The organism is Bradyrhizobium sp. USDA 372 (assembly GCF_053629095.1).
Genome location: NZ_JBRJHR010000001.1, coordinates 2024102 through 2049384, shown reverse-complemented (window position 1 = coordinate 2049384; position 25283 = coordinate 2024102). Strand labels below are relative to the sequence as shown.

General features: G+C 60.8%; 15 protein-coding genes. 12 read left to right on the top strand and 3 right to left on the bottom strand.

All coding sequences use genetic code 11. The annotated features are described in order from the left end of the window. Positions 1–12: 12 nt before the first annotated feature. From AB7M16_RS09955 to arfA, 3 genes are read left to right on the top strand one after another with little or no spacing between them, the layout of a single operon-like run. Positions 13–1029 carry an ABC transporter ATP-binding protein gene (locus tag AB7M16_RS09955; protein ID WP_453947150.1) on the top strand — a complete coding sequence of 339 codons (1017 nt, stop codon included), beginning with the start codon at positions 13–15 and terminating at the stop codon, positions 1027–1029. Next, positions 1026–1838: an ABC transporter ATP-binding protein gene (locus AB7M16_RS09950; RefSeq protein ID WP_453943784.1), complete on the top strand. Its 813-nt coding sequence runs from the start codon at positions 1026–1028 to the stop codon at positions 1836–1838. The genes AB7M16_RS09955 and AB7M16_RS09950 overlap by 4 nt, the downstream gene beginning before the upstream one ends. Before the next feature lie 47 nt (positions 1839–1885). Beyond that, positions 1886–3427 (top strand): arabinosylfuranosidase ArfA, encoded by a 1542-nt coding sequence (gene arfA, locus AB7M16_RS09945; RefSeq protein WP_453943783.1) that lies wholly within the window; start codon positions 1886–1888, stop codon positions 3425–3427. 75 nt (positions 3428–3502) lie between these two features. On the opposite strand, the gene AB7M16_RS09940 is transcribed toward arfA, so the two are convergent. The 3 genes from AB7M16_RS09940 to AB7M16_RS09930 form a co-directional block, all read right to left on the bottom strand. Then, complete coding sequence (locus AB7M16_RS09940; RefSeq protein ID WP_453943782.1) at positions 3503–9007, bottom strand: AAA family ATPase; 5505 nt, start codon at positions 9005–9007, stop codon at positions 3503–3505. A gap of 691 nt (positions 9008–9698) precedes the next feature. After that, the gene (locus AB7M16_RS09935; RefSeq protein WP_212255190.1) at positions 9699–9935 is read right to left on the bottom strand and encodes a hypothetical protein; all 237 of its coding nucleotides are present in this window, start codon (positions 9933–9935) and stop codon (positions 9699–9701) included. A gap of 1429 nt (positions 9936–11364) precedes the next feature. Continuing rightward, on the bottom strand, positions 11365–11745 hold the full coding sequence (locus tag AB7M16_RS09930) for a hypothetical protein (protein WP_453943781.1): 381 nt from the start codon (positions 11743–11745) through the stop codon (positions 11365–11367). A gap of 226 nt (positions 11746–11971) precedes the next feature. Between AB7M16_RS09930 and AB7M16_RS09925 the strand changes: the two genes are divergently transcribed. From AB7M16_RS09925 to AB7M16_RS09885, 9 genes are all read left to right on the top strand, one after another. After that, entirely contained in the window at positions 11972–17809 is a 5838-nt protein-coding gene (locus tag AB7M16_RS09925; RefSeq protein ID WP_453943780.1) for a VCBS domain-containing protein, read from the top strand. Positions 17810–18329: 520 nt separating this feature from the next. After that, on the top strand, positions 18330–18545 hold the full coding sequence (locus AB7M16_RS09920) for a hypothetical protein (protein WP_018318137.1): 216 nt from the start codon (positions 18330–18332) through the stop codon (positions 18543–18545). A gap of 105 nt (positions 18546–18650) precedes the next feature. Next, positions 18651–19157: an A24 family peptidase gene (locus AB7M16_RS09915; RefSeq protein ID WP_453943779.1), complete on the top strand. Its 507-nt coding sequence runs from the start codon at positions 18651–18653 to the stop codon at positions 19155–19157. 1 nt (position 19158) lies between these two features. Next, complete coding sequence (cpaB, locus tag AB7M16_RS09910) at positions 19159–20124, top strand: Flp pilus assembly protein CpaB (RefSeq protein WP_172785656.1); 966 nt, start codon at positions 19159–19161, stop codon at positions 20122–20124. After that, a complete protein-coding gene (locus AB7M16_RS09905; protein WP_172785655.1) occupies positions 20124–21329 on the top strand; it encodes an AAA family ATPase in 1206 nt (401 codons plus the stop codon). Before cpaB ends, AB7M16_RS09905 begins: the two co-directional genes overlap by 1 nt. Continuing rightward, the gene (locus AB7M16_RS09900; protein WP_172785654.1) at positions 21326–22771 is read left to right on the top strand and encodes a CpaF family protein; all 1446 of its coding nucleotides are present in this window, start codon (positions 21326–21328) and stop codon (positions 22769–22771) included. The genes AB7M16_RS09905 and AB7M16_RS09900 overlap by 4 nt, the downstream gene beginning before the upstream one ends. Continuing rightward, the gene (locus AB7M16_RS09895; RefSeq protein WP_453943778.1) at positions 22768–23700 is read left to right on the top strand and encodes a type II secretion system F family protein; all 933 of its coding nucleotides are present in this window, start codon (positions 22768–22770) and stop codon (positions 23698–23700) included. The genes AB7M16_RS09900 and AB7M16_RS09895 overlap by 4 nt, the downstream gene beginning before the upstream one ends. Continuing rightward, positions 23697–24605 (top strand): type II secretion system F family protein, encoded by a 909-nt coding sequence (locus tag AB7M16_RS09890; protein ID WP_453943777.1) that lies wholly within the window; start codon positions 23697–23699, stop codon positions 24603–24605. The genes AB7M16_RS09895 and AB7M16_RS09890 overlap by 4 nt, the downstream gene beginning before the upstream one ends. Before the next feature lie 2 nt (positions 24606–24607). Beyond that, a complete protein-coding gene (locus AB7M16_RS09885; RefSeq protein WP_212255194.1) occupies positions 24608–25255 on the top strand; it encodes a methyltransferase family protein in 648 nt (215 codons plus the stop codon). The last annotated feature ends 28 nt before the right edge of the window (positions 25256–25283 follow it).

Genomic DNA, 25283 nt, shown 5'->3' with positions numbered 1-25283 from the left:
CCGGCCGCAACAATGCAGGGCGACCCGTCCAAGGAGGCGGAGCCGATCCTGTCGGTGCACGACCTGCAGGCCCACTTCCGGACCGAGCGCCACGGGGTTAAGCGGGCCGTTAAGGCGGTCGACGGCATCAGCTTCGTGGTCGGCCGCGGCGAGATCTACGGGCTCGCAGGCGAATCCTCCTCCGGCAAGACCACGCTGGTCAAGACGATCGCAGGCGCGGTCAGGCCGCCACTGGAGGTGGTCGGCGGCCGCGTGGATTTCGCCTTCCTGCCAGGCTATGGCGGACTGCACTGCGCGCCCGAGGCCGAGGTGGCGCGGATCCGCTGGCGGCATTTGTCCTACATCATGCAGGGTTCGATGAACGTGTTGAACCCGGTGCGCCGGCTCCGGTCAGCCTTCGTCGACTTCGCATATCCGCATATTGGCGAGAGCCGCCGGCAATTCGAGCAGGAGGTGGTCGCCCATCTGGCGCGGCTCAAGCTCGACCCCTCGGTGTTGGAGGCCTATCCGCATGAGCTGTCCGGCGGCATGCGGCAACGCGCCACCATTGCACTCGCCACCATCTGCCGACCCGATGTCATTCTTGCCGACGAACCCACAACCGCGCTCGACGTCGTGGTGCAGAAGGAGGTGCTCGCCTTGATCAGTGCCATCCGTCGCGAGATCGGCTCGTCGGTCCTGCTGGTTAGCCATGATCTCGGCGTTCATGCGCATGTGACCGATCGTCTCGGCATCATGTATGCCGGCCGCTTGATCGAAGAGGCCGCAACGCTGGAGATCTTCCGCCATCCGCTGCACCCTTACGCCAGGCATCTCATTTCCAGCCTGCCGCGCATCGGCGATGACGTCCCGCGGAAGGCACTGGACGGCACTCCGCCAAATCTTGCCGATCCGCCGACCGGGTGCCGCTTCCATCCGCGATGCCCGCTGGCGATGGAGATTTGCAGGCACGAGGTCCCCGCCATGCGGGAAAGCGCGCCTGGGCATCGCGTCGCCTGCTTTGCCGTCAATCGGAGCGGTGGGGCATGAGCGACCTGTTGCTCGAGGTTTGCCAGGTCAGCAAGACCTTCATCCGGGGAGGGGTGCTGACGGGGCGACGCGTTGCGGCGGTCAAGGACGTCAGTTTCCGGCTCGCCGCAGGGCGGCCCGAGATCTTTGCGATCATCGGCGAATCCGGCAGCGGCAAGACCACGCTTTCTCGGATGATCCTCAACATTGACACGCCCACCAGCGGCAAATTGCGGTTCGACGGTGTCGATCTTGCAACGATCCGCACCGCCGCCGACCGCCTCGCCTTCATGCACAAGGTGCAGCCGATCTTCCAGAACCCGTTCGAATCCTTCAACCCGCTGAAGCGGATCGATCGCTATTTGTTCATGACGCACCGCCGCTTCATCGCGGCCGATGGTAGGCTCGCGCCCGAGATGGCTGTTGACGAGGCGCTGCACAAGGTCGGATTGTCGCTGAAAGAGGTAAGCCGAAGGTACCCGCACGAGCTCTCCGGCGGACAGCTTCAGCGGGTCGCGATCGCCCGCGCGCTGCTCGCCAATCCGAAGCTGATCGTGGCCGACGAGCCGGTCTCCATGATCGATGCATCCTTGCGCATATCCATCGTCAACCTGTTCAAGACGTTGCGCGATGATCTCGGTATCTCCATCATCTACGTCACTCATGATCTGGCGACCGCCTATTACGTCAGCGACCGCATCATCATCATGCAGCAAGGCAGCGTCGTCGAAAGCGGCGACGCAAGAGCGGTGTTGAATGCGCCGCAGCATCCCTATTCCCGTCAGTTGCGCGAGGCCGCGCTATTGCCTGACTTCGCAGCGGACCTTTAAGTCGGCATGATCTACCTCACAAGCTCCAGGGCACCTGAGAGGCGAACATGAGAAAAGCAAACGTTCTGATTGACCGCGATTTCGCCATCGGTCACACGGACCCGCGTTTGTTCGGCGCCTTCGTCGAGCACCTGGGACGCTGCGTCTACGGCGGCATCTATGAACCCGGCCATCCCACCGCGGATAAGAACGGTTTTCGTGGCGATGTGCTGGCGCTGGTCAAGGAGCTCGGTCCGACAATCATCCGCTACCCCGGCGGCAATTTCGTTTCCGGGTATAACTGGGAGGACGGCGTCGGCCCGGTGGAGAAGCGCCCGGTACGCCTCGACCTCGCCTGGTTCAGCACCGAACCGAACAGCTTCGGCACCAATGAGTTCATGGACTGGTGCAAGGCTGCTGCGGTCGAGCCGATGTTGGCGGTCAATCTCGGCACCAGGGGCGGGGACGCCGCGCGCAACCTGGTTGAATACTGCAATCATCCGGGTGGATCGACGTGGTCGGACCTGCGCCGCGCCCATGGCTGGGAGAAGCCGCACAATGTCAGGTTCTGGTGCCTGGGCAACGAAATGGACGGTCCCTGGCAGATGGAACACAAGAGCGCCGAGGCCTATGGCGCGATCGCGCGCGAAGCCGCCAAGATGATGCGGTGGGTGGATCCGACGATCGAGCTCGCGGCATGCGGTTCGTCCGGACGAAACATGCCGACATTCGGCCAGTGGGAAGACACGGTGATCGAGCACACGTTCGATCACGCCGAGTACATTTCGCTCCACACCTATCTGAACAATTACAGGCAGGATACGGCATCGTTTCTCGCAAGCCCCGACTTGATGGATCGCTTCATCGACGAGGTTGTCGCGCTCGCGGACGCCGTGGCGGCGAAGCGCCGCTCCCACAAGCGCATGATGCTGAGCTTCGACGAATGGAATGTCTGGTATCGAACCCGCCGCAATCGGGCCGATCGTGTCAAGGAAGGGTGGCCGGTGGCGCCGCCGATCCTGGAGGAAATCTACACCATGCAGGACGCGCTCGCTTTCGGGGGCGCCTGCATCTCGCTGCTCAATCACGCCGATCGGGTGAGAGCGGCCTGCCTTGCGCAGCTCGTCAACGCGATTGCGCCGATCATGACCGAAACCGGCGGCGGGGCGTGGCGCCAGACCATTTTCTTTCCGTTCGCCCAGATGAGCCGTCTTGGACGTGGCAAGGTGCTGCGTCCTCAGGTCGAGTCAGATGCCTACGATTCTTTCTATTACGATCCCCGTGGGGCCCACGACCTGAGTTTTCCGGTGCCGAACGTGCCGTATCTCAAGATCGCGGCTGTTGCAGGAGGCGGCACTCTTACGCTGTTCATGCTGAACCGTGACCTGATGCAGGAGATGGAGGTGAGCCTCGAGGCGCGGAGCTTTGGCCCGCTCGCAGTGAGCGAGGCGCTCGAGTTGCGCCACGATGATCTCCAGGCGAGCAACACCAGGGACGCAACCGAGCGCGTGAAGCCGGAGCCGCTGCAGGGCGTGACCATCGACGGCGCGCGGATGCGCGCAACGCTGAAGCCGGCATCTTGGAATGTCGTTCACTTGTCCCCGGGTTGATAGACAAGTCTCGAATGGCGCTACGCAAAGTCGCCGTTCCCCTCCGGCAGGCCTGCTTTCGCTTCCCGGACCCCGTTAGACTCCGTCCTGCGGACCCGCCGGCAACGTGAACTGAAAGACGACGCCGCGCGGCTGGTTGGCGCTCGCCCATAAGTGTCCATTGTGCGCATTGATGATTGAACGACAGATTGCCAGACCCATCCCCATTCCGTGAGGTTTGGTGGTGAAATATTCATCGAAAACAGCTTCGAGCATTTGTGGATCGAGTCCTGGCCCGGTGTCAGCGACCTTCACGAGCACGGAGCCAGGTTCGGCCAAGCAGGTTGTAATGAGCAGATCTCGTGCTCCATCGGCCGTTGTGGCCATGGCCTGGATCGCGTTGACAAAGAGGTTGAGCAGAACCTGCTGCAACTGCACTCGATCGCCCTTGATGAGAGGCAAACGGTCCGCGAGCTGCGTCTTCACCGAAATCCCCTCTTTGAACGTCTCGCTACCGATCAGGACAATCACCTCTTCGACCGCCTCATTGAAATTCAGGAGCTCCTTGCGTGGCGGCGCCTTCCTGTAGAGGGCACGAAGTTGGCTAATCACTTCGCCGCCGCGTTGTGCGTCATTGGCGATGGCCTCTAATGAAGCTTGCACTTGTTGGAGAGCAGGGGGGCTCCTGCGCAGCCAGTTCAAGGCTGCGCCGGCGCTGATGGCAACAGCGCTGATGGGTTGGCTAACCTCATGGGCGATCGATGAGGTGAGCTGTCCTATGGTTGCGATTCGGTTCGCGTGCGCCAGCTCGAGCTGCATTTCCTGATAGCGCCGCTCGCTCTCGCGCGCTTCGGCTTCAGCCCGCCTGCGTTCTGTCAGATCAAGTACGAAAGAGATGCTCTGATCGGAGGATCCGGCCACTGCGGCCGAGCCGACCAGCACCGGAACCCGGCTGCCGTCCTTTCTAAAGTACTCCTTCTCCCGGGGCGCGACCTCTCCCGACCGGCGAAGTTGCTCAATTCGCTCGGCATCGTCATTTTCGTATTCTGGCGGCGTCATATCCCTCCAGCTCACCGCTCCTGACATCAGTTCCTCTTTGGAATAGCCGGTCATGCTCAGGAAGGCCTTGTTGGCGTAGCTGATTTTACCGGTAGCATCCCAGAATAGAATTCCGATGATGCTGGAATCGACGAGTCGTCGGATGCGGGCCTCGCGCTCCTGCAGGTCGCGGTACAGAAGGGTGTTCTCGAGCGAAATCGCGGCCTGAGCTGCCAGCATTTCCAGCACCGCGACACGATCCGGCGTGAATGCGTGTGTGGTCAGGCTATTCTCGAAATAGAGCAAACCGGTTAGCTTGGCCTGCTTGATCAGTGGCAGGCAGAGGATCGATCTGGGGTGCCGGCTGTTCAAATATTCGGCGTCGCAGAGTGAATCGGGCCGCGATGCGTCATCGATGATGGCCGGTTTTTGCGTGCGAATGACATATCGCAGCAGCGCCTCCGCACAATCGGGACCGGAGACGAGGGCCTCACGCATCGACACGGTGAACTGATCAGCGCTCGACTGGGCTTCGGCCTCGATCCGGAAGTCGTCGTGGCGCGGCAAAATCAGCAGGCCGCGATCTGCTCCGGCGTTTTGCAGCGCGATCTTCATCAACGACTCGATGAGCCTCGGCAGCTCGATCTCACTTGATACAGCCTGCGACGCCTTGACGACGGCGGTGACGTCCAGTTGCTGGACCGAGCCGCCCGCCTTCGCGGCTGTGCGATCGTCTTCCATCACGTGCAATTGCGGGTAAAGCCGCTCGAGCTGCCTCACCTTGGCATCGGCGCCCCAACGGAGATATCCATAATGTGCGTCGCGCAGATAGGTATAAGCGATCTTCTCGAACCCTCTCGCCAAATAGAACCGTCCGGCGAGCTCGTTGGCGATAGCCTCGTTATGGACAAAGCCGCTTGCGCGCGCCGCGCCGATAGCCCGATCGTAAGCGCGCATTGCATCGAACTCGCGCCCCTCGATACGCGCGACCTCCGCCTCAACGAGGGCGGCGCGGTCCGCGAAATCCTCCGGGCAAATGCTCGCCCATTGCTGCAGCTGATTGCGGTGGGGTTCCAGCGCTTCAAGACGTAGCGCTCGCTTCTCTGCGGATGCAGACTCGCCGTGAGCTGCCTGCGCCAGCGCGGCATAAAAGTGCAGCTCCGCCCGATCGAACAGGGCCTTGGATGTCCACAACAGTTCTTCCGCGTTCTCCGCCGCCGCGACCGCCGTCGAATCGTCGGCAAGGACGCGCACCTGCAGCTTGCGGACCCAGTACCAGTAGCCGGCATGCACCAGCTGCGGGTCAGCCTTCAGACGTCGTTCGAACTGCTCTTCGCTGAAATCAGCATCATCGAAGCTGCCGAATTTAGTCGTCAGGCCGCGGAGCGCCCGGATCAGCTGCAGCTGCCCAATGATTCTGTCTACCGCAAGGTCAACCCGCATCTTCCGCGCGAACGCAATTCCGGCCTCCGCTTCCCGCTGCACCTCGGCGAGCGGATCGCCACAGGCGAGAAGGTGCGTGATGAGGTGGTGGCGGCTGAAGCTGGCATAGTTGAAGTCGCCATCCTGCTGCGCCGCGTCGAAGGCTCGCCGCAGCAGCGGCCGCCCGGTCCGGACATGCCGTGTCCAACTGCCGAAGCCGAGGTAGACGCGTGATTTGAAGCGGTCCAATCCGTTTCTTTCGACCAGGTCAAGGCCGAGTTGCGTGAACTGGTAACCCGCCTCGTAATCGTGAAAGTCAGGCCCAAGCACGGTACCGAGCAGGATATAGGCCAGGCACGCCGCATCCGAGTTGCCGAATTCCAGGCTCAGATTCGCCATGCGCGCGATGATGAGGCGACGCAGGTTCTCGTCGATGAACCAGGCGGGCGACACCAGGACGGTGAGGACGTCCATGGTGCCACGCGCAACCGGGTCGGTCATCCGGGGCAAATCCAGCAGCGCCTCGATCTTGCGCGGGCCGATTTGCCGCCACATCCGCTCATATTCCTGCGCGACCTCCGGCAATGTGGGCTGCTCGGGCCATGCGATGCCGACGCGGCGGAGATAGGCGAGGCCGATTTCGACGTCACGGTCGTTTGGTTCCATCTGCAGCCGGGTAACGGCAGCCAAATCGGGAAGGGTAGTGGCACGGCCCGCCAGTTCGGCAAGGCGCGCTTTCGAAGCGGCGTGGTCGCCGGTCAAGAATTCGCACTCGGCGCGCTGCAAGGCGAGCGCAAAACTGAGGGCGTAAGTCCGCCCCCAACGGTCTTCCGACAACATCGCCTCACCGGTGCTGAAGTGCGCGAGCGCCATGGCGAAGGCGGTTGCGGCCTTCGCGCGCCGGCCGGCCAAAAGGTTCAACTCGGCCGATTTTTCCCGCTCCTCCGGATCGGTGATCAAGTCAGCTCCGCGATTGAGCTGGCTCACAATTTCGAAGACGTTTTCCTCGATCGCTTCCGGTGGCGTCCGTGCCGCGAGCAGTCGGCCGATCCGCAGATGGACTGCGGGCCGGTCGTGCTCGGGGATCAGCGCGTAGGCCGCCTCCTGAAATCGGTCGTGGAGGAACCGATAGGAGCCTGGCTGCGGCTCGACCAATTCCTGACGAACGGACGGCCATAGCGCGGCATGGACCTGCTCCTCCGGAATTCCAAGCACGATCGAAAGCATTGCCGTCTCGGCGGTGTTGCCGAGGCAGGCCATCTGCTGCAGGGCGGCCTGTGTCGCAGCCGGAAGGCGAGTAAGCTTTCCGAGCATGAGATCCACGACGTTATCGGCATATCGCTTGGCGTGAATGCCATCGAGATCCCAAGACCAGCGTGCAGCGGCGTGGTCGAAGGTGAGCAATGCTTCTTCGACTAGCGAGAAGATGAATTGAATAGCAAAGAACGGATTGCCTCCGGTCTTCTCGAGCACCATCTGGGTGAGCGGTGCCCCCTGCTCCGGCTCGCAGCGAAGCGTGTCCGCGAGCAACTGCCCGATGTGCTCGCGGCCAAGCGGCGCAAGCGTGATCTGGGTGACCGTTCCGCCCGCGAGCTTGACCCCGTGGAGCATGCGCGTCAGGGGATGATCGGCATCAACCTCATTGTCCCGATAGGCAGCGATCAACATCAGGTGCTTCAGATCTGACCGCGTCAAAAGGTCCTCAAGCAGCTCGAGCGTCGCAGCATCGAGCCATTGGAGATCGTCGAGAAACAGCACTAGCGGATGTTCGGCGCGGGCGAACACGCCGATGAATCGCTTCAATACCTCTTGGAAGCGGCCTTGCGCCCGCTGCGGCGGAAGCTCCGGAGGCGGAAGCTGTTTGCCGATGATGAGCTCGAGCTCCGGGATCAGCTCGACCATCAGCTGTGCATTGGGACCGAGCGCCTCCAGAAACGCGCGGTGCCAGCCGCTCAGCTCCGCGTCGTTCTTACCAAGCAGGGGTCGAATGAGGCTCTGGAACGCCTGCGCGAGTGTCGCATAGGGGACGTCGCGTTTGTGCTGGTCGAATTTGCCCGACGCGAACAGCCCGCGTGAGGGGATCTGCACCTTGTGCAGTTCATTGACGACCGAGGATTTGCCGACGCCGGAATATCCCGAGACCAGCACCAATTCCGGTACGCCGCTCTCGACGACGCGGCCGAAGGAGGCGAGCAATGTCTCGACCTGGTTCGACCTTCCGTACAGCTTCTCGGGGATCAGCAGCCGGTCGGGAGCGTCGTGCTGCCCGAGCGGGAAATCGTCGACGCGGCGCTGGCACTTCCACTCCGCAAGACAGCGCTGCAGGTCCCGCTCGGCGCCGGCCGCAGTTTGATAACGCTCCTCCGCCATCTTGGCGAGCAGCTTCATGACGATCCGCAACACTGCAGGTGGGACATGTTCCGATCTGTCGCTTTGCAGTGTTGGCTTTCTCGCGATATGGCAATGCACCAACTCCATGGGGTCGGCCGCGGTGAAGGGGAGGGAGCCGGTCAGCATCTGATAGAGCGTGACGCCGAGCGAGTACAGGTCGCTGCGGGAGTCGATTGATCGGTTCATGCGCCCGGTCTGCTCGGGTGCCATATAGGCGAGTGTACCGGCGATGGATTCGGGAGCCGCCGGAGATTGTCGTTCGCGCGGTCGGCGCGACGCAAAACCGAATCCGGTGAGCCGCACGTTTGTCCTGGTGTGATTCACCAGAATGTTGGCCGGCTTGATGTCCTTGTGCACGAGGCCGCGCTGGTGGACCCTGCCCAAGGCCGCTGCGATTTGAACGGCTATACAAAGGAAGTCACCCATCTCCATGGGCGCCTCCATCAGCCTGGTGAGTGGATCGCCGCCGAAATCTTCAAGCAGAAGAATGGGCTTGGCATGATCCCGCAGGAGTTCTAGCGGCTTCGCTGCCCACGCGCCGTCCAGCTCGTTCATCAATCCGAATTCATGCGTGAGGCGATCAATGCTCTGCGGATTCGGATGTTCAGCTGCCGGGAGAACGGCCAGCACGGTCTTGCGCTCGCCCTCAGTGCATTCACGAACTGCACGGCACAACAGAATTCCATCCTCTTCACAGAGGACCTGTAGTCCATGGGCCCAACCTGCGCCCAAAAGTGAAGGAAGGATCATCTCCGTAAACCATGCGCGCACCCTCGAGCCGAAGGAGCCGTTGCGTTCCCCTTGAAGTCGCCTCATAGAGTGGGGCGTCGTCAGCAGATTTCTATTTGCGCGTGCTGGCGAGGAGATCCCGAAGAGCGCGCAATTCGTGAAACTACGGGCCTATCTGTCACGCCTTGATTCCGGGGCCCGACTGGCTACCGCCTACCGCAGCCAAAAAGTATCACTAGGCTCAAGTCCGTCAACTTGCCCTGGCAAGCCAAGCACCGCTAGTCAGGCGCGTTCGACAACCGTCAAGATCTCAGTGCGGCTCCTCTTGGACGAGCCGTTCCGTCAGCCGGGCGAATTCAGGCGCTGTCTTGATCTTGTCGGAGCGCGATGGGTCGACCGCAATCATATTTGCGCTGCAGCAAATGAGCGGCCTCAGAGGGAGGTCGGCCACGACGGCTTCGCCGTGACCCGTGAGATCATCCGCGAGATGGACAAGTCGCCATCGGACGGCGCGTGGTACTGACCAACCGCGAGCACATCTTCGCGACTGAGATCGCGTAAGCCGGCGGCGCACAATGCCATCACCGCTTCCGGATAGCCCTCCGAACCGCAATGCGCATTCCATGCGGCGAAGGCGGCAGCAATCGCTGGCGGAGCCAGGCGCAAAGATTCATTGTGTACGCACGATCTAGCCGGCTTAACCTCTTCCGCGTCAGCCGCGCTTTCGCTGAGAGGGTGACTTAAACTCCACGACCTCGTGCTTGTCACACGGATCAGGTGGCTCATTCTTCTTCACGATTAGCTCAAGCTCGAGAGCCTCGAAGGCGAGTTCATCCGCCAAGCGCCTGAACAGCTCGCGCTTTTCTATGTCCGTCGCCCGCTGACTCATCAGCGTAAACTCTCTGGCGTCAGCGCGGACCTTTTCCAAACGTCGTCGGAGGTCCTTCATGTGTGCCGGCTTAGCTTTTAGAATTATCCTGGGCCCGAGCAATCAGATTGCTTGCTTGGATCCACCGGGAGGCAACTGCCGAACTCGAGACTGGTTCTATGCGGACCGCCAATTCGCCGCTCCTCGTGCTGCGATATTTAGCCATGCTCCATGATCCGGCCCCTGTTCAGGGATTGCGGCCTGAGGACGGCTGTCGTGGCTGATGAGCCATCTCTGTCCGGCGCTCGCCCGATGATGCATAGAACTAGCATACCTGAAGGGCGCTGAATGTCCGAAAGCGCACAGACGCGAGTGTTGCGCCGGACTAGGCTGCGAACGATCGTGGACGCTCGCGAAGCGCTCAGGGCCCAACGGCATCGGCGGATGCTAAACGTGCCGGCTGCGGTGAAGCGGCTCCGTCCGCGAACGCTGTGTTGCCGGCTGCGTGCCGGGTACGAGGCAGAGTAAGCTCGGCAGATTAGATCAACGATGGTCGTTCTCGTGCGTACTTTCCTTCTCATGGTAGGAATTTGGCTGCTGGTGAACGTTCTGTTCGTTGTAGCTGTCCTGCCCTCGCGCAGACCGGCACCTACTCGGCGCGCAGGAATTCCATCTCCGGTGATGATCAACAGGACGGCCGGTCGCCCGGACGATCACGACCCACCACTCCTGAAGCGCGAGATGACGCCGGTTGCAATCAGAGTTCTTTTCGTCGTCGTCGTCCTTCCAGCTCTTCGGGCGTGGAATGCGGTCAGGCGGCACTTCAGAGGGTATCGCGACTAGATGGGCCATCGCGCGCTTGAGATTCTCGATGTCATCACTGCGCTATGGCCGTGCCTCCAAGCATGGGTATAGCCGAACTGCCACACGTACAATGGTTCCGTTGCGTCGCACTTAGTTTGGCACTGCCTTAACCGGACATTCGGGTACGATGATGGTCACCCTTTTGGATCGGACTGCATCATGCGGTACAAGGTGTTCGTGGTGGACGGCAGCCGGCAAGTGATCTGCGCTGCCAAGCTCGACTGCATTGACGAGCAGACGGCGAGGCGCCGAGCCGAGCAAATGCATGACGAGCACGACGTTGAGCTTTGGGAAGGCGATCGACTCGTTGCGGTGTTCCGAAGTGCAACGTCGAATGAAAGTCGGAGCTAACGCGCGATCCTGAATAGGCGGCCGGTCTCGCCGCCGCGTTAGTTCAAGCGTTGTGATCACCCCGGTCTGGCTGGTCGGCGACGCGTCAGCGAAGCAAAGATCGCGAACCGAAAGCATCTGGGAGACAAGCCGTAGAATTCCGGTGTCGGCCTCGCAAGGAGGGGCGCAAAAGCCTTATTGTCATTAATTTGATGCATTAATCAAAAAATCAAGAGATAAATAAATAAATGGACAGTGGCTTTAATTCAAAATAGGTTCGATTTAATCGAGATTGAATGATCGTGGCGCTTCCTAGTCACGGTCGTCGCTTCTGAAGCCGCGAATATTGCAGAATCAATATTGCCAAGGCGTGGCCGGCCAAGCACCGATCACGATGGGCAAGGGGGATACCGCTCCAGATCTTTTCACGCAACTTGGCAGCAGTTGATCGATGGTCGCTGGTGGACGTAACACCCTCCGAGCGAGTGCTATCGGTTTTGCGTGAATTGATTTTGCGGCGACGCTCTCTGCTCGGCATTGGCAGACGAGGGTTGCGAATGACGTGCACGCATTTTGTAGCAATGTCCGGCGGCGCTCGGGCAGTTTCGAATTCTTCTTCGTCAATTTGCAATCCTTCGATCCAGCCAAGTTTGCGGTTTGCAAACATGGCGGCTGTCAGGTGCGCGACCGTGCGCACGACATCCGCTCGCGGGCTCGGAGCGACTCTAGCCTCGAGCGGAGTTGAGCGGCACGTGTTCTCTTGGCACATTTTCGAAGCGCTGAGCAGGACGGTAGGCATCCTGAGCAGCTGGGCATTTTTCTTCAACAGCATAGGCAAGCCAACGGGCGATCATCCCCGCGCCATTGTGCAATTTCTGCCGGTCCGTGAATGCGGGCGGCGCATCACCCAGAGGATTTGAGCTATGGCGACGCAGACAACGGGCGGCGGCAGCACGATTTCGTTCGGCAATACTCCGCAAGCCAACTCGGACATTTTCTCGTTTACGGAAGAGGCCAGCGACATTCTCATCTTGAACGTGCTGGCAAATGACCTCGGGGGCGCGGCCAAGACGCTGTTTTCGCTGGACGACGGGACGAGCGCCTCCGCGTCCACCAAGAGCTACGCACCTGCTGACCTGCTGGTCAAGGACGTGGCGTACAGCAGTGACGCCGCCGGCGCGGCCGGAACCCGTGACCGCAGCGCGCTCGGTGCCCGCATCTGGATCGAGTCGGACGGCACCATTCATTACGACAAGGCCGACATCAACGCTCAGCTTCAGGCGCTGGCGGTCGGGCAAACGCTGACTGACACATTCACCTACGCGATCCAGCTGGGCAATGGCACGCTCAGCTGGGCGACGGTGACACTCCAGTTCAACGGCGCAAACGATTCGGTCTTCGCCACATCAAGTCCACAGAGCGGCTCGGTGGTAGAAGACGCGAATGCCACACCGGATCTCTCGGATTCCCAGGGCGCGGCCGGCACTATCAGCTTCAACGACGCCGATCTCAGCGACACGCATTCGGCCTCGTTCGCGGCAGCCTCTTCCAACACGACTTCGCTCGGCACTTTCTCGCTCGATCCCGTCAACGAGGCGGCCAATGCCGCCAACGGCGCGGTGCAGTGGCACTACAATTTGAACAACGCGGCTGCGCAATACCTCGCTGCGGGCCAGACCGTCACCGAGAGCTTCGTGGTGACGATCAAGGACGGCCAGGGCTCGACAGCTACCCAGACGGTGACGGTCACGATCACCGGCACCAACGATGCGGCCACGGTCTCTTCCGAGACGAAGTCCATTACCGAGGGCGATGCGGCGGCGGCGATCAACACGAGCGGCCAGCTGACGATTGTGGATCCCGACACGGGTCAGGCCCATGTCGTGGCGCAGAGCAACGCGCACGGCACCTATGGTGACTTCTCCATCGATGCCAATGGCGCCTGGAGCTACACCGGCAATGGTGCCCACAATGAGCTCACTGCCGGCCAGCAGGTGCAGGACCAGTTCACGGTCACCAGCCAGGACGGCACGGCGAGCGGCATCGTCACGGTGACGATCACCGGCACCAACGACAACGCGACCGTGAGTTCGGATTCGAAGGCGGTCACCGAGGGCGACGCCGCAGCTGCGCTCAACACGAGCGGCCAGCTCAGCATCACCGACCCGGATACAGGTGAAGCCCATGTCGTGGCGCAGACCAACGTCCACGGCACCTACGGCGAATTCGCGGTCGATGCCAATGGCGCCTGGAGCTACACCGGCAACGGCGCCCACAATGAGCTCACCGCCGGCCAGCAGGTGCAGGACCAGTTCACGGTGGCCAGCCAGGACGGCACCGCGAGCGGCACCGTGACGGTGACTATCACCGGCACCAACGACGCCGCCACCGTCAGCTCGGACTCGAAGTCCGTCACCGAGGCCGATACCACATCGGCACTCAACACCTCCGGCCAGCTCAGCATCACCGACCCGGATACGGGCGAAGCCCACGTCGTGGCGCAGAGCAACGTCCACGGCACCTATGGCGACTTCACCATCGATGCCAATGGGGCCTGGAGCTATACCGGCAACGGTGCGCACAATGAGCTCACCGCCGGCGAGGAGGTCCAGGACCAGTTCGCGGTGGCCAGCCAGGACGGCACCGCCACCGGCACCGTGACGGTGACCATCACCGGCACCAACGACGCGGCCACCGTCTCGTCGGACTCGAAGTCCGTCACGGAAGGTGACACTGCCGCCGCATTGAACGCCTCCGGTCAGTTGACGATTGTGGATCCCGACACCGGCGAAGCCCATGTCGTGGCGCAGAGCAACGTCCACGGCACCTATGGGGACTTCACGATCGATGCCAACGGGGGCTGGAGCTACACCGGCAACGGTGCCCACAATGAGCTCACCGCCGGCGAGGAGGTGCAGGACCAGTTCACGGTGGCCAGCCAGGACGGCACGGCGAGCGGCATCGTCACGGTGACGATCACCGGCACCAACGACAACGCGACCGTGAGTTCGGATTCGAAGGCGGTCACCGAGGGCGACGCCGCAGCTGCGCTCAACACGAGCGGCCAGCTCAGCATCACCGACCCGGATACAGGTGAAGCCCATGTCGTGGCGCAGACCAACGTCCACGGCACCTACGGCGACTTCGCGGTCGATGCCAATGGCGCCTGGAGCTACACCGGCAACGGCGCCCACAATGAGCTCACCGCCGGCCAGCAGGTGCAGGACCATTTCACGGTCACCAGCCAGGACGGCACCGCGAGCGGCACCGTGACGGTGACCATCACCGGCACCAACGACGCCGCCACCGTCAGCTCGGACTCGAAGTCCGTCACCGAGGCCGATACCGCATCGGCACTCAACACCTCGGGCCAGCTCAGCATCACCGACCCGGATACGGGCGAAGCCCATCTCGTGGCTCAGAGCAATGTTCACGGGACCTATGGTGACTTCGCGGTCGATGCCAATGGCGCCTGGAGTTACACCGGTAACGGTGCCCACGACGAGCTCACCGCCGGCCAGCAGGTCCAGGACCAGTTCACGGTCACCAGCCAGGACGGCACCGCCACCGGCACGGTGACGGTGACCATCACCGGCAGCAACGATGCGCCGGTGCTGAATGCCAATGGCGGTTCACTGTCCTATACCGAGGGGCAGGCGGCGACCGCGGTCGATACCGCGCTGATCGTGTCGGATGTTGACAGCACGAATCTGACCGGCGCGACGGTCTCGATCACGGGCAACTTCGCCTCCGGCCAGGATGTGCTCGGTTTTACCGATCAGAACGGCATCACCGGTAGCTATAATGCCAGCACTGGGGTGCTGACCCTGACGGGTTGGTCGAGTGTGGCGAACTACCAGGCGGCTCTGCGCTCCGTGACATATTCGAACTCCGGTGACAATCCGTCGGGCGCGACCCGCACCATCAGCTACCAGGTTGACGACGGCCAGACGGTCAGCCACGCCAGCAATATCGTGACCTCGACAGTCACCGTCATCCCGGTCAACGACGCGCCGGTGAATACGGTTCCGGGAGCACAGACGATAAACGTCAACACGACAAAGGCGATCACTGGACTTAGCATCTTCGATGCCGACTCGGACGGCGCCACTGAAACGATCACGTTGTCGGTAACCGACGGCACCTTGACCGTTTCGGGAGGTGCCGCAGGGCTCAGCGGCAGCGGAACGTCCACGGTGACGCTGACCGGAACAGTCAGCGCGATCAATTCCACGCTGGCCTCGACGGTCAGCTACGTTCCGACATCGAACTTTGCCGGAACGAGCACTCTGACGATGACAACAAGCGACAATGGCCACACCGGAGCGGGTGGTGCATTGACCGATGTCGATACCGTGACCATTTCGGTCACGAGCCCCAGCCCCTTCGCTCTCACGACCGGCACCGATACGGTCATCTATGCATCGGACACCAATACCGTGACCGGCACGCAATCTCCCCTAACGCTAAACAACGGTGACATGCTGACTGGGGGAAGCGGTACGGACACTCTCGCAGTCAGTGGCGGCGGTTTGGGGCCATTCACCTTCGGCGATGGTGCTGGAAGCATTGGGCTGACAAATTTCGAGACAATAAGTCTGAGTGACAGCAACAACGGAAATCACAGCGACGCCTTGACGTTCCTTTCGACATTCCAAAACGGAGGAACGCTCACGATCGACGGATCTGGCATCACTGGTAACGGCGACCTGGTCGTAGATGCGAGCGCAGTCACGTCTGGACCGTTTGTCATCATGGGCAGTTCGGGAAACGGCGGTGATGATACCCTCAAGGGCGGTTCCAGTAACGACACGATCAACGGTGGCGCAGGTACTGGTGCGGATCGGATCGTGGGTGGTGGTGGCGCAGATGCGCTGACTGGTGGTGGTGGGAACGATACATTCGCCTATCTCCGTGTCACCGACGCCGGTGACCACATCACCGAATTCAGCACCTCAGGGGACAAGCTCGAATTCACGGTAACCGCCGGGCGTTTCGTCATTGGTGATGTCGATACAAGTGTTGAAAACGTCAGAACGGGCAACAACGCTGCGATAAATCTCGCCAACACCGAAGTCGGCATCAAAACAGACGCATCCGTGACGACAGCGACAGTTCAATCAACGATCAACGGTTACTCGAATATCACGACAGGGGCCCTGTTCGTATTCCACAATTCGACAGTGGGCCACGCGCAGGTCTACTACGATCCCAATCCGAGCGTGGCGGGCGGCGCGATACTCGTTGCAGATTTGGACAATCTGACCACTCTGGCCAGCATAACCGGTACCTTCAGCGCGGCGGACTTTGCGTTTGGAACGGCGCTTGCTCCTGCGGGCGTATCGGGGCAGCCCATCAATCTGGGTCTGACCAACTCGCCGGCCAACGAGGGGCAACTCGCCACGGTCACTGTCGCCAGCATGCCCGCCGGCTGGACGCTGAATGGTGGGACGCTGCTCGGCGATGGCAAGTGGACGATCGAGACGACCGACGTCAGCTCGCTAATGGTGACATCGCCAATCAGTTTCGTCGGAGCTTTGCACCTCGACGTGACCGTGACTTGGATGCAGCCGGACGGCTCGGCTGTCATCGAGACATTCGCCGACAATGTTGAAGCTTTTGCAACGGGCTCCCCCATCATCGCCATTTCCGGCGATGACTATCTCACAGCGTCAGGTGGCAGCGATCTACTTGTATTCTCTCGGCCGATCGGCCACGACGTCATCTATAATTTCGACATTGCGCATGATCAGATCGATCTGATCGGCTACGCCGGCGTCAAGACGTTCGCCGACGTCCAGACGCAACTGTCTAGCGACGATGACGGTAATGCCGTAATTACGCTGGCCGATGGTCAAACGATCACCTTGAATGGCATCGATGCCGCCTCGCTCGCAGCGGACGACTTCGTGTTCGACTTTGAGCCCACAGTCGACAACGCCGCCACAATGATGATCGGCAACGGCGCAATGCTGCCTTTGTCCGGTAACATCCACAATACGGGCACGATCTCGTTGAACGCGACCGGCGCGGAGACCGACCTCCAACTTGTCGGGCACGGCATTTTGCTTGCAGGTGGCGGTCAGGTGCTGTTGTCCGACAATAGCGAGAATACTATCAGTGGAGCTGTTTCCGACGTCACGCTGACCAACATCGATAACACCATTTCGGGAGCCGGACAGCTTGGCGAGGGGACATTGCGCCTTGTCAACCAAGGTACAATCAACGCCACCGGCACCAACGCGCTCGAGATTGACACCGGTAGCAACATCATCGTCAATTCCGGAACGATTGCGGCCAGCGGCAGCGGCGGTCTGGTCGTCGACAGCAACATGGACAATTCGGGGCTGCTGTGGGTGCATGGCGCCAACATCACTCTCAATGGCACCGTAAGCGGCAGCGGCACCGCCCTGATGGATGGCGTGGCTACGATCGAATTCGGAGCTGCTTCATCTGCGCATGTTGCGCTTGATGCCGCAGCCACTGGGACAATCGTGCTCCATGACTCCTTCGACTTCAGCGGCGTCGTGTCCGGGTTCAACGAAGATGACCACCTGGATCTGCTCGACGTCGCATTCGGGGATGGCACGACTACAAGTTATGTCGCAAATCAGGCCGGCACTGGCGGAATCCTTTCGGTGACTGACGGAGTTCATACCGCCAATATCAGCTTGCTGGGCCAGTACGATCCCGCGAGCTTCCAGGCTGAGGCAGATAAGAACATGGGAACGCTTATCAGCTACCACGCGGATCTAGTCTGACGCGTTGCGGGGAAATGGCTAAGGGTGCCGACTGCAAAGTCGGTACCTGGTTCGCCTGGATATCCTAACGCCTTGCCGACTGCCCTGATGCATCCCGCCGGTTCTGAGTAGCCGGCATCTCGTTGGGTTTGAGCGAATCCCGCTCCAGTTGCGACTTTTTCGCACGTCGTGAAAGTTGCTTCATGCGTGCCGAGCGGGCGCAGCATCGATTAATTTTATTATAGCGATGTTTATCCCGTAATAATCCGGTGATTCTTTGCCGACTCCAGCCAGTGCTCTGCCCGGGATTCGATTGTTAGGTTGGCTATCGTCTTTGTATTACGACGTTTTTGTCGATTCCTGGATGGTCGTGACGGGCTCGTTTTGCGATGGTCATTCAAATCAGGCATTAATACATTAAATGTTGACGATAATAAATATTTAATGGATAGTTTACCGCTGGCGGGGCCGGAAATAAATCCGCAGCCGCTGAAGTTGCCGAGGTGTCTGTAAATTCATCTTGAAAGAAGGGTTTCCTCCTATGTTGCATCATTTCATCGAGACCAAGGAAGCGTTGAAGCGTCTGCGGACGGACCAGGACGGCGTGGTTTCATTCGAATACATCATCGTCGCGGTTTGCATCGTTGGCGCAGTAGGTGCCGTGTTCGGCGGTGGAGCTGGTGGCCAAATCGGGGCCGCCCTGACGACCGGGATCACCGCTATCACCACCGCCTTCGCCACCGCGATCGCTGGCTGAAACGGCCATTTGACACCAGAGGGGGGCATCGGAATGTGTCCCCCTCTCGAATGTTCTTTCCTGCATTCCTAGTGTGCCTTCCACCTCTTTGAGGCATGCATTTTCATGACCTGGGTTTCATACGTCGCCTCGATACTGGAAATCCTGTTGTTGCTCTACGTCGCAACGATCGACGTCGCGACGCGCCTGATCCGAAACGAAATGTGTCTGGCGCTGGCGGCGCTCGGGATCGCCAGTCAATTGCCCAATCCATTGCAAGTTGCCGAGTCGCTGATATCGGCCGCGATTCTCTTTCTGCTGCTGTTCGTCCTCTACGCGCGCGGAGGGATTGGCGGCGGCGATGTCAAATTGCTGACTGCGCTGGCGATCGGGTTTCCAGTGATCGGCCAGATTCAGCTCCTGACCATAACTGCGCTGGCCGGCGGCGTTCTTGCCCTGGTGCATCTGATGATGCGCCACCTGCCTCATCCCAAACTGGCACCCGCCAGATCGTCACTCCCGCGCCGGGTCTACGCGATCGAACGTTGGCGCCATTTGCGACACGCCCCGCTGCCCTACGGAGTTGCAATAGCGTGCGGGGGTATCTGGACGATTTTGAGCAAAGGATTGTGAGATGTCATCCGCGCTGCGTCTGTCGATCATCATGGTGCTTCTGCTCGCAACCACGGCGTTCGGGCTTATTGCCTATAACATGAACCTGCCGAAGGCGCCCGCTCCGGCCCCGGTACAAGTCACGGAGACGGCCCCGGCACCGGCACCGGCGACGACCGCCGGATACTTCGTCGCGGCGCGTTCCTTGCCGAAGGGAACTTTGGCTCGCGAAGAAGATTTCACGGTGCGATCGGTGCCACCGGAGCGCATTCCTCAGGGCGCGATCCTTGAAACGCCCGAGTCCAAGGCCGGACTTCCCGGTTCTCTGATCCGCAGGTTCGTTGAAGCAGGCAGTCCCGTGACGTTGCAGGACATTCTGCGTCCGCGGGACCGAGGCTTCCTGGCCAGCGTCCTGGCACCGGACAGCCGTGCCATCAGCATCAAGGTCGACGAGGAGGCGGGCGTCTCCGGCCTGATCAGGCCGGGTGATCATGTGGATGTCGTATTGACCCAGGTATTCGAGAAGGTCGACACCGCACGTCGAGCCCTCAGCGAGACCGTTCTGCGCAACGTTCGAGTGATCGCGATCGACCAGGAGATCGTGCAGGGTGCACGACCAATTGGCGGAATGGCAGGCAAGCAAACGCAAACCGTGTCCCTGGAGCTTGCGCAGGAGCAGGTCAAGAAAGTCACCGTCGCAAAGCAGCTCGGAACACTGTCTCTGGCCGTGCGTGCAGCAGTCGATCAATGGGACAAGGCCGACACTGGCGCGATGTCAAGCTGTGATGTGTCCCCGGAACTTGCTCGTCAGTACGCGATCGCACGTCAGAGAACGGCAGTCGTCATTCATTCGGGCGGCGAGACCAAGCAATATACGGTCAGAAAGCAAGACGAGGACGCTCTCGTCAGCTGCGAGGGGGCCTCGGAAGTTGTGCACCAGACCGCAACGGCCGAAGCTTATGCCAACAGGTTTTCGGAGAAACGTTGATGAACATTGCCATAGCCGCTCCGCCCGAAGAATCGACATCGATCGTCACGCGTAACCGCATCGTCTGTTTCGTAAACGACGAGATCAGCGCCGCGGCTTTGCGCAAGGGCCTCGAAGGCGCCAACCTCTCGATCAGGCGCGGCACGATCCGCAATGCGATACGGATGCTGGAATCCGACACAGACCTGTTCGCGCTGGTAACAGACATCAGCGGCATCGATGATCCCTTCACTGAACTGGAAAGGCTGGCCGGCCTCTGTCCGCCCGATGTCCGCGTAGCTGTGATTGGCGAGAACAGGGAGATCACCTTCTACCGTGAGCTTCTGGAGCTCGGCCTGGCCGAGTATCTGCCGCGGCCGCTCACGCGCGATTTGGTGCTGGATCAGCTGCGCCCCAAGCTGCTGGGCGATACGGCGGCCAACCAGATCGATCGTGGTGGGCATGTGGTCTCGATCTGCGGAGCACAGGGCGGCGCCGGTGCCACGAGCATCGCGATCAATCTGGCGCTGCAGCTTGCCGAGACCACCAAGGCCAAGGTGGCGCTGCTTGACCTTCATCTGCAGGGCGGCGAAGCCGCCGTGATGTTGGGTGTCCGTCCCGGGCCGGGGCTGCGCATCGCCCTGGAGAATCCGATGCGGGCGGACACGCTGTTCCTCGAGCGGGCGGCAATCGAAGTCAACGAGCGGGTCTGTCTGGTCTCGGCCGACGAGGATCTCGATGCGCAGCTCGAAATCACGGAAGCCGGCGTACGACACGTGCTGGGTCTGCTCCGTCAACGATTCAACTACATCGTTGTCGATGTGCCCGTCCCGTTCCCGCCATCGATCTATCCGGTGATTACGCTTTCCCGTCACGTGATGGTGCTGCTCGAAGCCGAGGTGACCGGACTTCGTAATGCCCACGCGCTGCGCACCGCCGTCATCAACATCGCTGGCAAAGATCGGGTCTTTACCTTGCTCAACCGGGCCGGTCGTCCCGGTGGACTTCCCAGGGCGGCAGTCGTCAAGGCGATGGGCGCAGAGCCGGACATCGTCGTTCCCGATCTCGGCAAGGGGATGACCGAGGCGGTCAATCTCGGAATTCCGGCTCTAAAGCACGTCAGGAAGTTGCGACGTCACCTGGCGCCGATTGTACGGGAGATCAGCGGTGTCGGCGCCGAGCGGAAGAGCTGGTGGAGGAGGGTGCTCACAGCACATCTGGGATGAAAAAGTTCGGTCGGCGTGAGGAAGAGGCGTCCGTTTTTGCAGCTGCGTTGGGGACCGGGCTGCCTGGTCCTGCGGCAGGCTTGCCTCTGTCGATGCCCAACGTTGCTGCATCCGCGCCGAGCGCGCCTCCACTCGTGTCAAACGTGCCCGCATCCGCGCCGAGGCGCGACGAACCCCCGATCCACCACCCGGTGATACCGGCTTCGTTGCGCGAACGGGTCATCGAGCAGATCGAGCCAGCGGTGGCCGCAACCGTTTCGCGCGAAGTTCTTCGGCGGCAGATCGAGGAAATCATCCATCAAATTGCCAACCAGGAGCGGCTCGAGCTGTCGGGGCGCGAGCAACTTCAGCTTGCGGACGAGATTGCCGACGACATGACGGGGTACGGGCCGCTTCGTCCGCTGCTGCTCGATCAATCGATCAACGATATCATGGTGAACGGTCCGAGCAACGTCTACGTGGAACGAAGCGGCAGGCTGGAACGAATCGCAGTGCGATTCCGCGACAATGATCATATCGCCTCCGTCGCTCAGAAGATTGCCGCGCAGGTTGGCCGGCGCGTCGACGAATCCAGCCCGATGGTGGACTGCCGCCTGCTGGATGGCAGCCGCGTCAACATCATTCTCCCGCCGCTGGCGATCCATAGTCCGTGCATCTCCATCCGGAAGTTTCCAACCCGGCGTTTGGACATTGCTGGATTGATCGAAAATGGCTCAATGACCGCGGCCATCGGAAAACTGCTGGAGATCGCCGCCCGGTCTCGGCTCAATGTTCTGGTGTCCGGCGGTACCGGATCCGGCAAGACGACGCTCCTGAACGCGATGAGTCAATTCATCGATCACAGCGAACGCATCGTAACGATCGAGGATGCGGCAGAGTTGCAGCTTCAGCAGCCGCACGTGATCAGCCTGGAGACCCGGCCACCCAGTCTGGAGGGCACAGGGCAGGTGACGCAACGCGATCTGCTGGTGAACGCCCTGCGCATGCGTCCCGACCGAATCGTGGTCGGCGAAGTCCGCAGCGCGGAAGCTTTCGACATGCTCCAGGCGATGAACACCGGCCATGACGGTTCGATCTCCACGGTCCACGCCAATAGTACCCGGGACGCCCTGACCCGCATCGAAAACATGGTGCAGATGGGACAAGTCAATCTACCGTCGCGAGCCATTCGAGCTCAGATCGTCGCTGCACTCGATCTCATTGTGCAGGTCGAACGCATGCGGGACGGGCAACGTCGTATCGTTCAGATCAGTGAGGTCATCGGCCTCGAAGGGGAGGTGATCACCACCAATGACATCGCAGCCTTCGAATACAAGGAGGAGGATGAGCAGGGTCGTCTATCGGGCACCTATAGGTGCAACCTTGCAACTCCGAAATTCAAGAGCCGTCTTGTCTATTACGGGCTGGATGGAGCGTGGGCCGAGGCAATGAGGCAGATATGATGCCGGAGTCCGTAATCGCGTCCTTTCTGGCGCTCGCGATGTGCGCGGCAGCCATTTCGTTGTGGCTCGATGCTCGGGAGCGACGCATCAATCGCCGGCTGGCGGTTGCTCTGCCAGCTTCCCATCCAGTCAACCTACCATCCATTCGCCGGTTGGAGGCGGGGTCTTCGTCGCTGTTGCTCCATCGCGTGGCCAATTACAATCGCGAGATTCCTTACGCCTGGCATCCAATCTATGTGCTGCTTGCCGGTGCCATCGCAGCAGCCGCAATCCTTTACACCAATCGCCTGCTGGGGTTCTCCATTCTTTACGTGTCGGTCGCGGCGGCAATTGCCGCCATAGTCGTCGTTCGAGGCCTCTTCGGGTGGCAGCAACGTCGCTTCGCCAGGCAACTCTTTCGACAGCTGCCTGATGCGATCCAGCTCGTGACGAGCACCGTTCGATCGGGTCTGCCTGTGCACGAAGCTTTTCGCGCCCTCGCGCGCGACATGCCGCAACCAACAGCTGGGCAGTTTGCCATCGTATGCAGCGAGGTGAACCTTGGAAGGCCTCCCGAGGACGCCGTCCAAAGTGTCTATCGGCGAACGCAGGTGGCGGAATATGCGATGTTCGCGGTGACCCTTGCAGTTCAGTTGAAGTCGGGTGGTAGCCTTGCGGAGACCTTACAGAACCTGGGAGACACCGTGAGGCAACGTGTTGCACTGGCTGCTCGGGCCAAGGCGCTGGCAGGAGAGGTGATCTTTTCCTCGCGGGCGCTGACAATCTCGCCCTTGCTTGGGGGCGCGGTGCTATACGCGGCCAATCCGCAAACGGTCGACCTGTTGTTCACTGATCCCGTTGGAAACAAGCTGCTGGCTTACGCAGTGGTCTCGGTGCTTGTCGGGGCCTTGGTGATAAGTTGGATGGTCAGACGGGAAACGGCACTATGACGCTCGGTCTTGGTCTGGTGGCTCTCGCATTGGCAGCTGGTGCTGCGAGCTGCGTGTTGATCATCCGCGAAATGCACATTCGCGCTTTGGACGTGCGGGTCTCGAACGCGGTGCTGGGCGTTGCTGGACGGTCAGCGCCCTTCCAAGACATGACCGGTTGGTTTTCGTCGCTCGGCATGCGGTACCGCCGCTTCTACGCAGAGGAAAATCTGGATCAACTGCGAGCGATTCTTCAATCAGCCGGTTTCAATCATCGTCGAGCCCTGCCGACCTGGATCGGTGTCAAGGCCGTCAGCATGTTCTTATGCCCGATCATTGCCGGAGGGGTCGCTCAGCTCTTGGGGAAGCCGCTGCTGGACGTGCTTGTCTTCACACTGATGGGCGTGGCGGTCGGAATCGTGGGACCGCGGTTGATACTGGCGATGCTGAAGCGGCGGTTTGATGCGGCCATTCGTCTGGGCACGCCGGATATGATCGATTTGCTGGTTGTGTGCAGCGAAGCGGGAATGGGCCTGGAGAGCGGGCTGGCACGCGTTGCGCAGGAAATGAATGAGACCAATCCCTCCATGGCCGGGGTCTTGAGGAATCTTCTTGATGATCTGCGGATACTGCCTAGCCGCAGCGAGGCATTCGAGAAGCTGGGAGCTACGTCGGATGGGCTGCGCCGCTTCGGGACTATGCTCGCCCAAAGCCTGCAATACGGGACGCCGATTGGCCAGGCGCTGCGGAGCATCGCCGTCGACCTGCGGCGGGAACGAATTACCAAGCTCGAAGAAAGAGCACACAAGCTGGGCGCCAAGCTGACCATTCCCATGGTGCTGTTCCTGCTTCCAGCCATGTTCGTCATTTTGGGAGGAAGTCCCATTCTGCATCTCGTACGTTCATTTGCCAGCTTCGGTAAATAGCCATGAGCACCGTTGTCCTGTCGAAGACCTCCTCCTACGATCGGACGATGCAGCTGTTCGGCGGCATGTGGTTCATGTTGCTGGCACTTGGCGTCGCCTTCAAGATTGGCTCGTCGCCCGATGATCCCTGGCCCTCGCTCTTGTCGAGTGTGTGCCTTGCGGTCTTCTACGTACTGCTGGCTCTGTTGACCATCACGCGGCCGCCGGCAAAGGCGCAGGCGGAAGGTCTTCGCCCGAGAATAGCGGCGTTCGTCGGCACTTACATGCCATGGTCGATCGCGCTCTTCGGCAAGACCGACCAGGCGCTCCCAAACCTCGCATCCACCGCTTGCGTGTTGATCGGCATGATCATGATGCTGGTCACCATCAGGCATCTTGGCAGGTCGTTCAGCCTGGTGCCACAGGCGCGCAACGTGGTGCAAACAGGTCCGTATCGGTGGATCAAGCACCCGCTCTACCTTGCGGAAGAAATCGCGGTATTGGGTGTGGTGCTGAAAAACCCGTCGCTGCTGACCGCTATCCTGCTCGTCCTGCATATCGGCGTCCAGATTTGCCGAATTCATTACGAAGAGGACCTGCTTCGGCGCAACTGCCCTGAATATTCGAGCTACGAAGCCTCGCGCTGGAGGGTGATCCCCTATGTTTGGTGAGTGCCGTTCCGGTCGACGACCGCGGTCG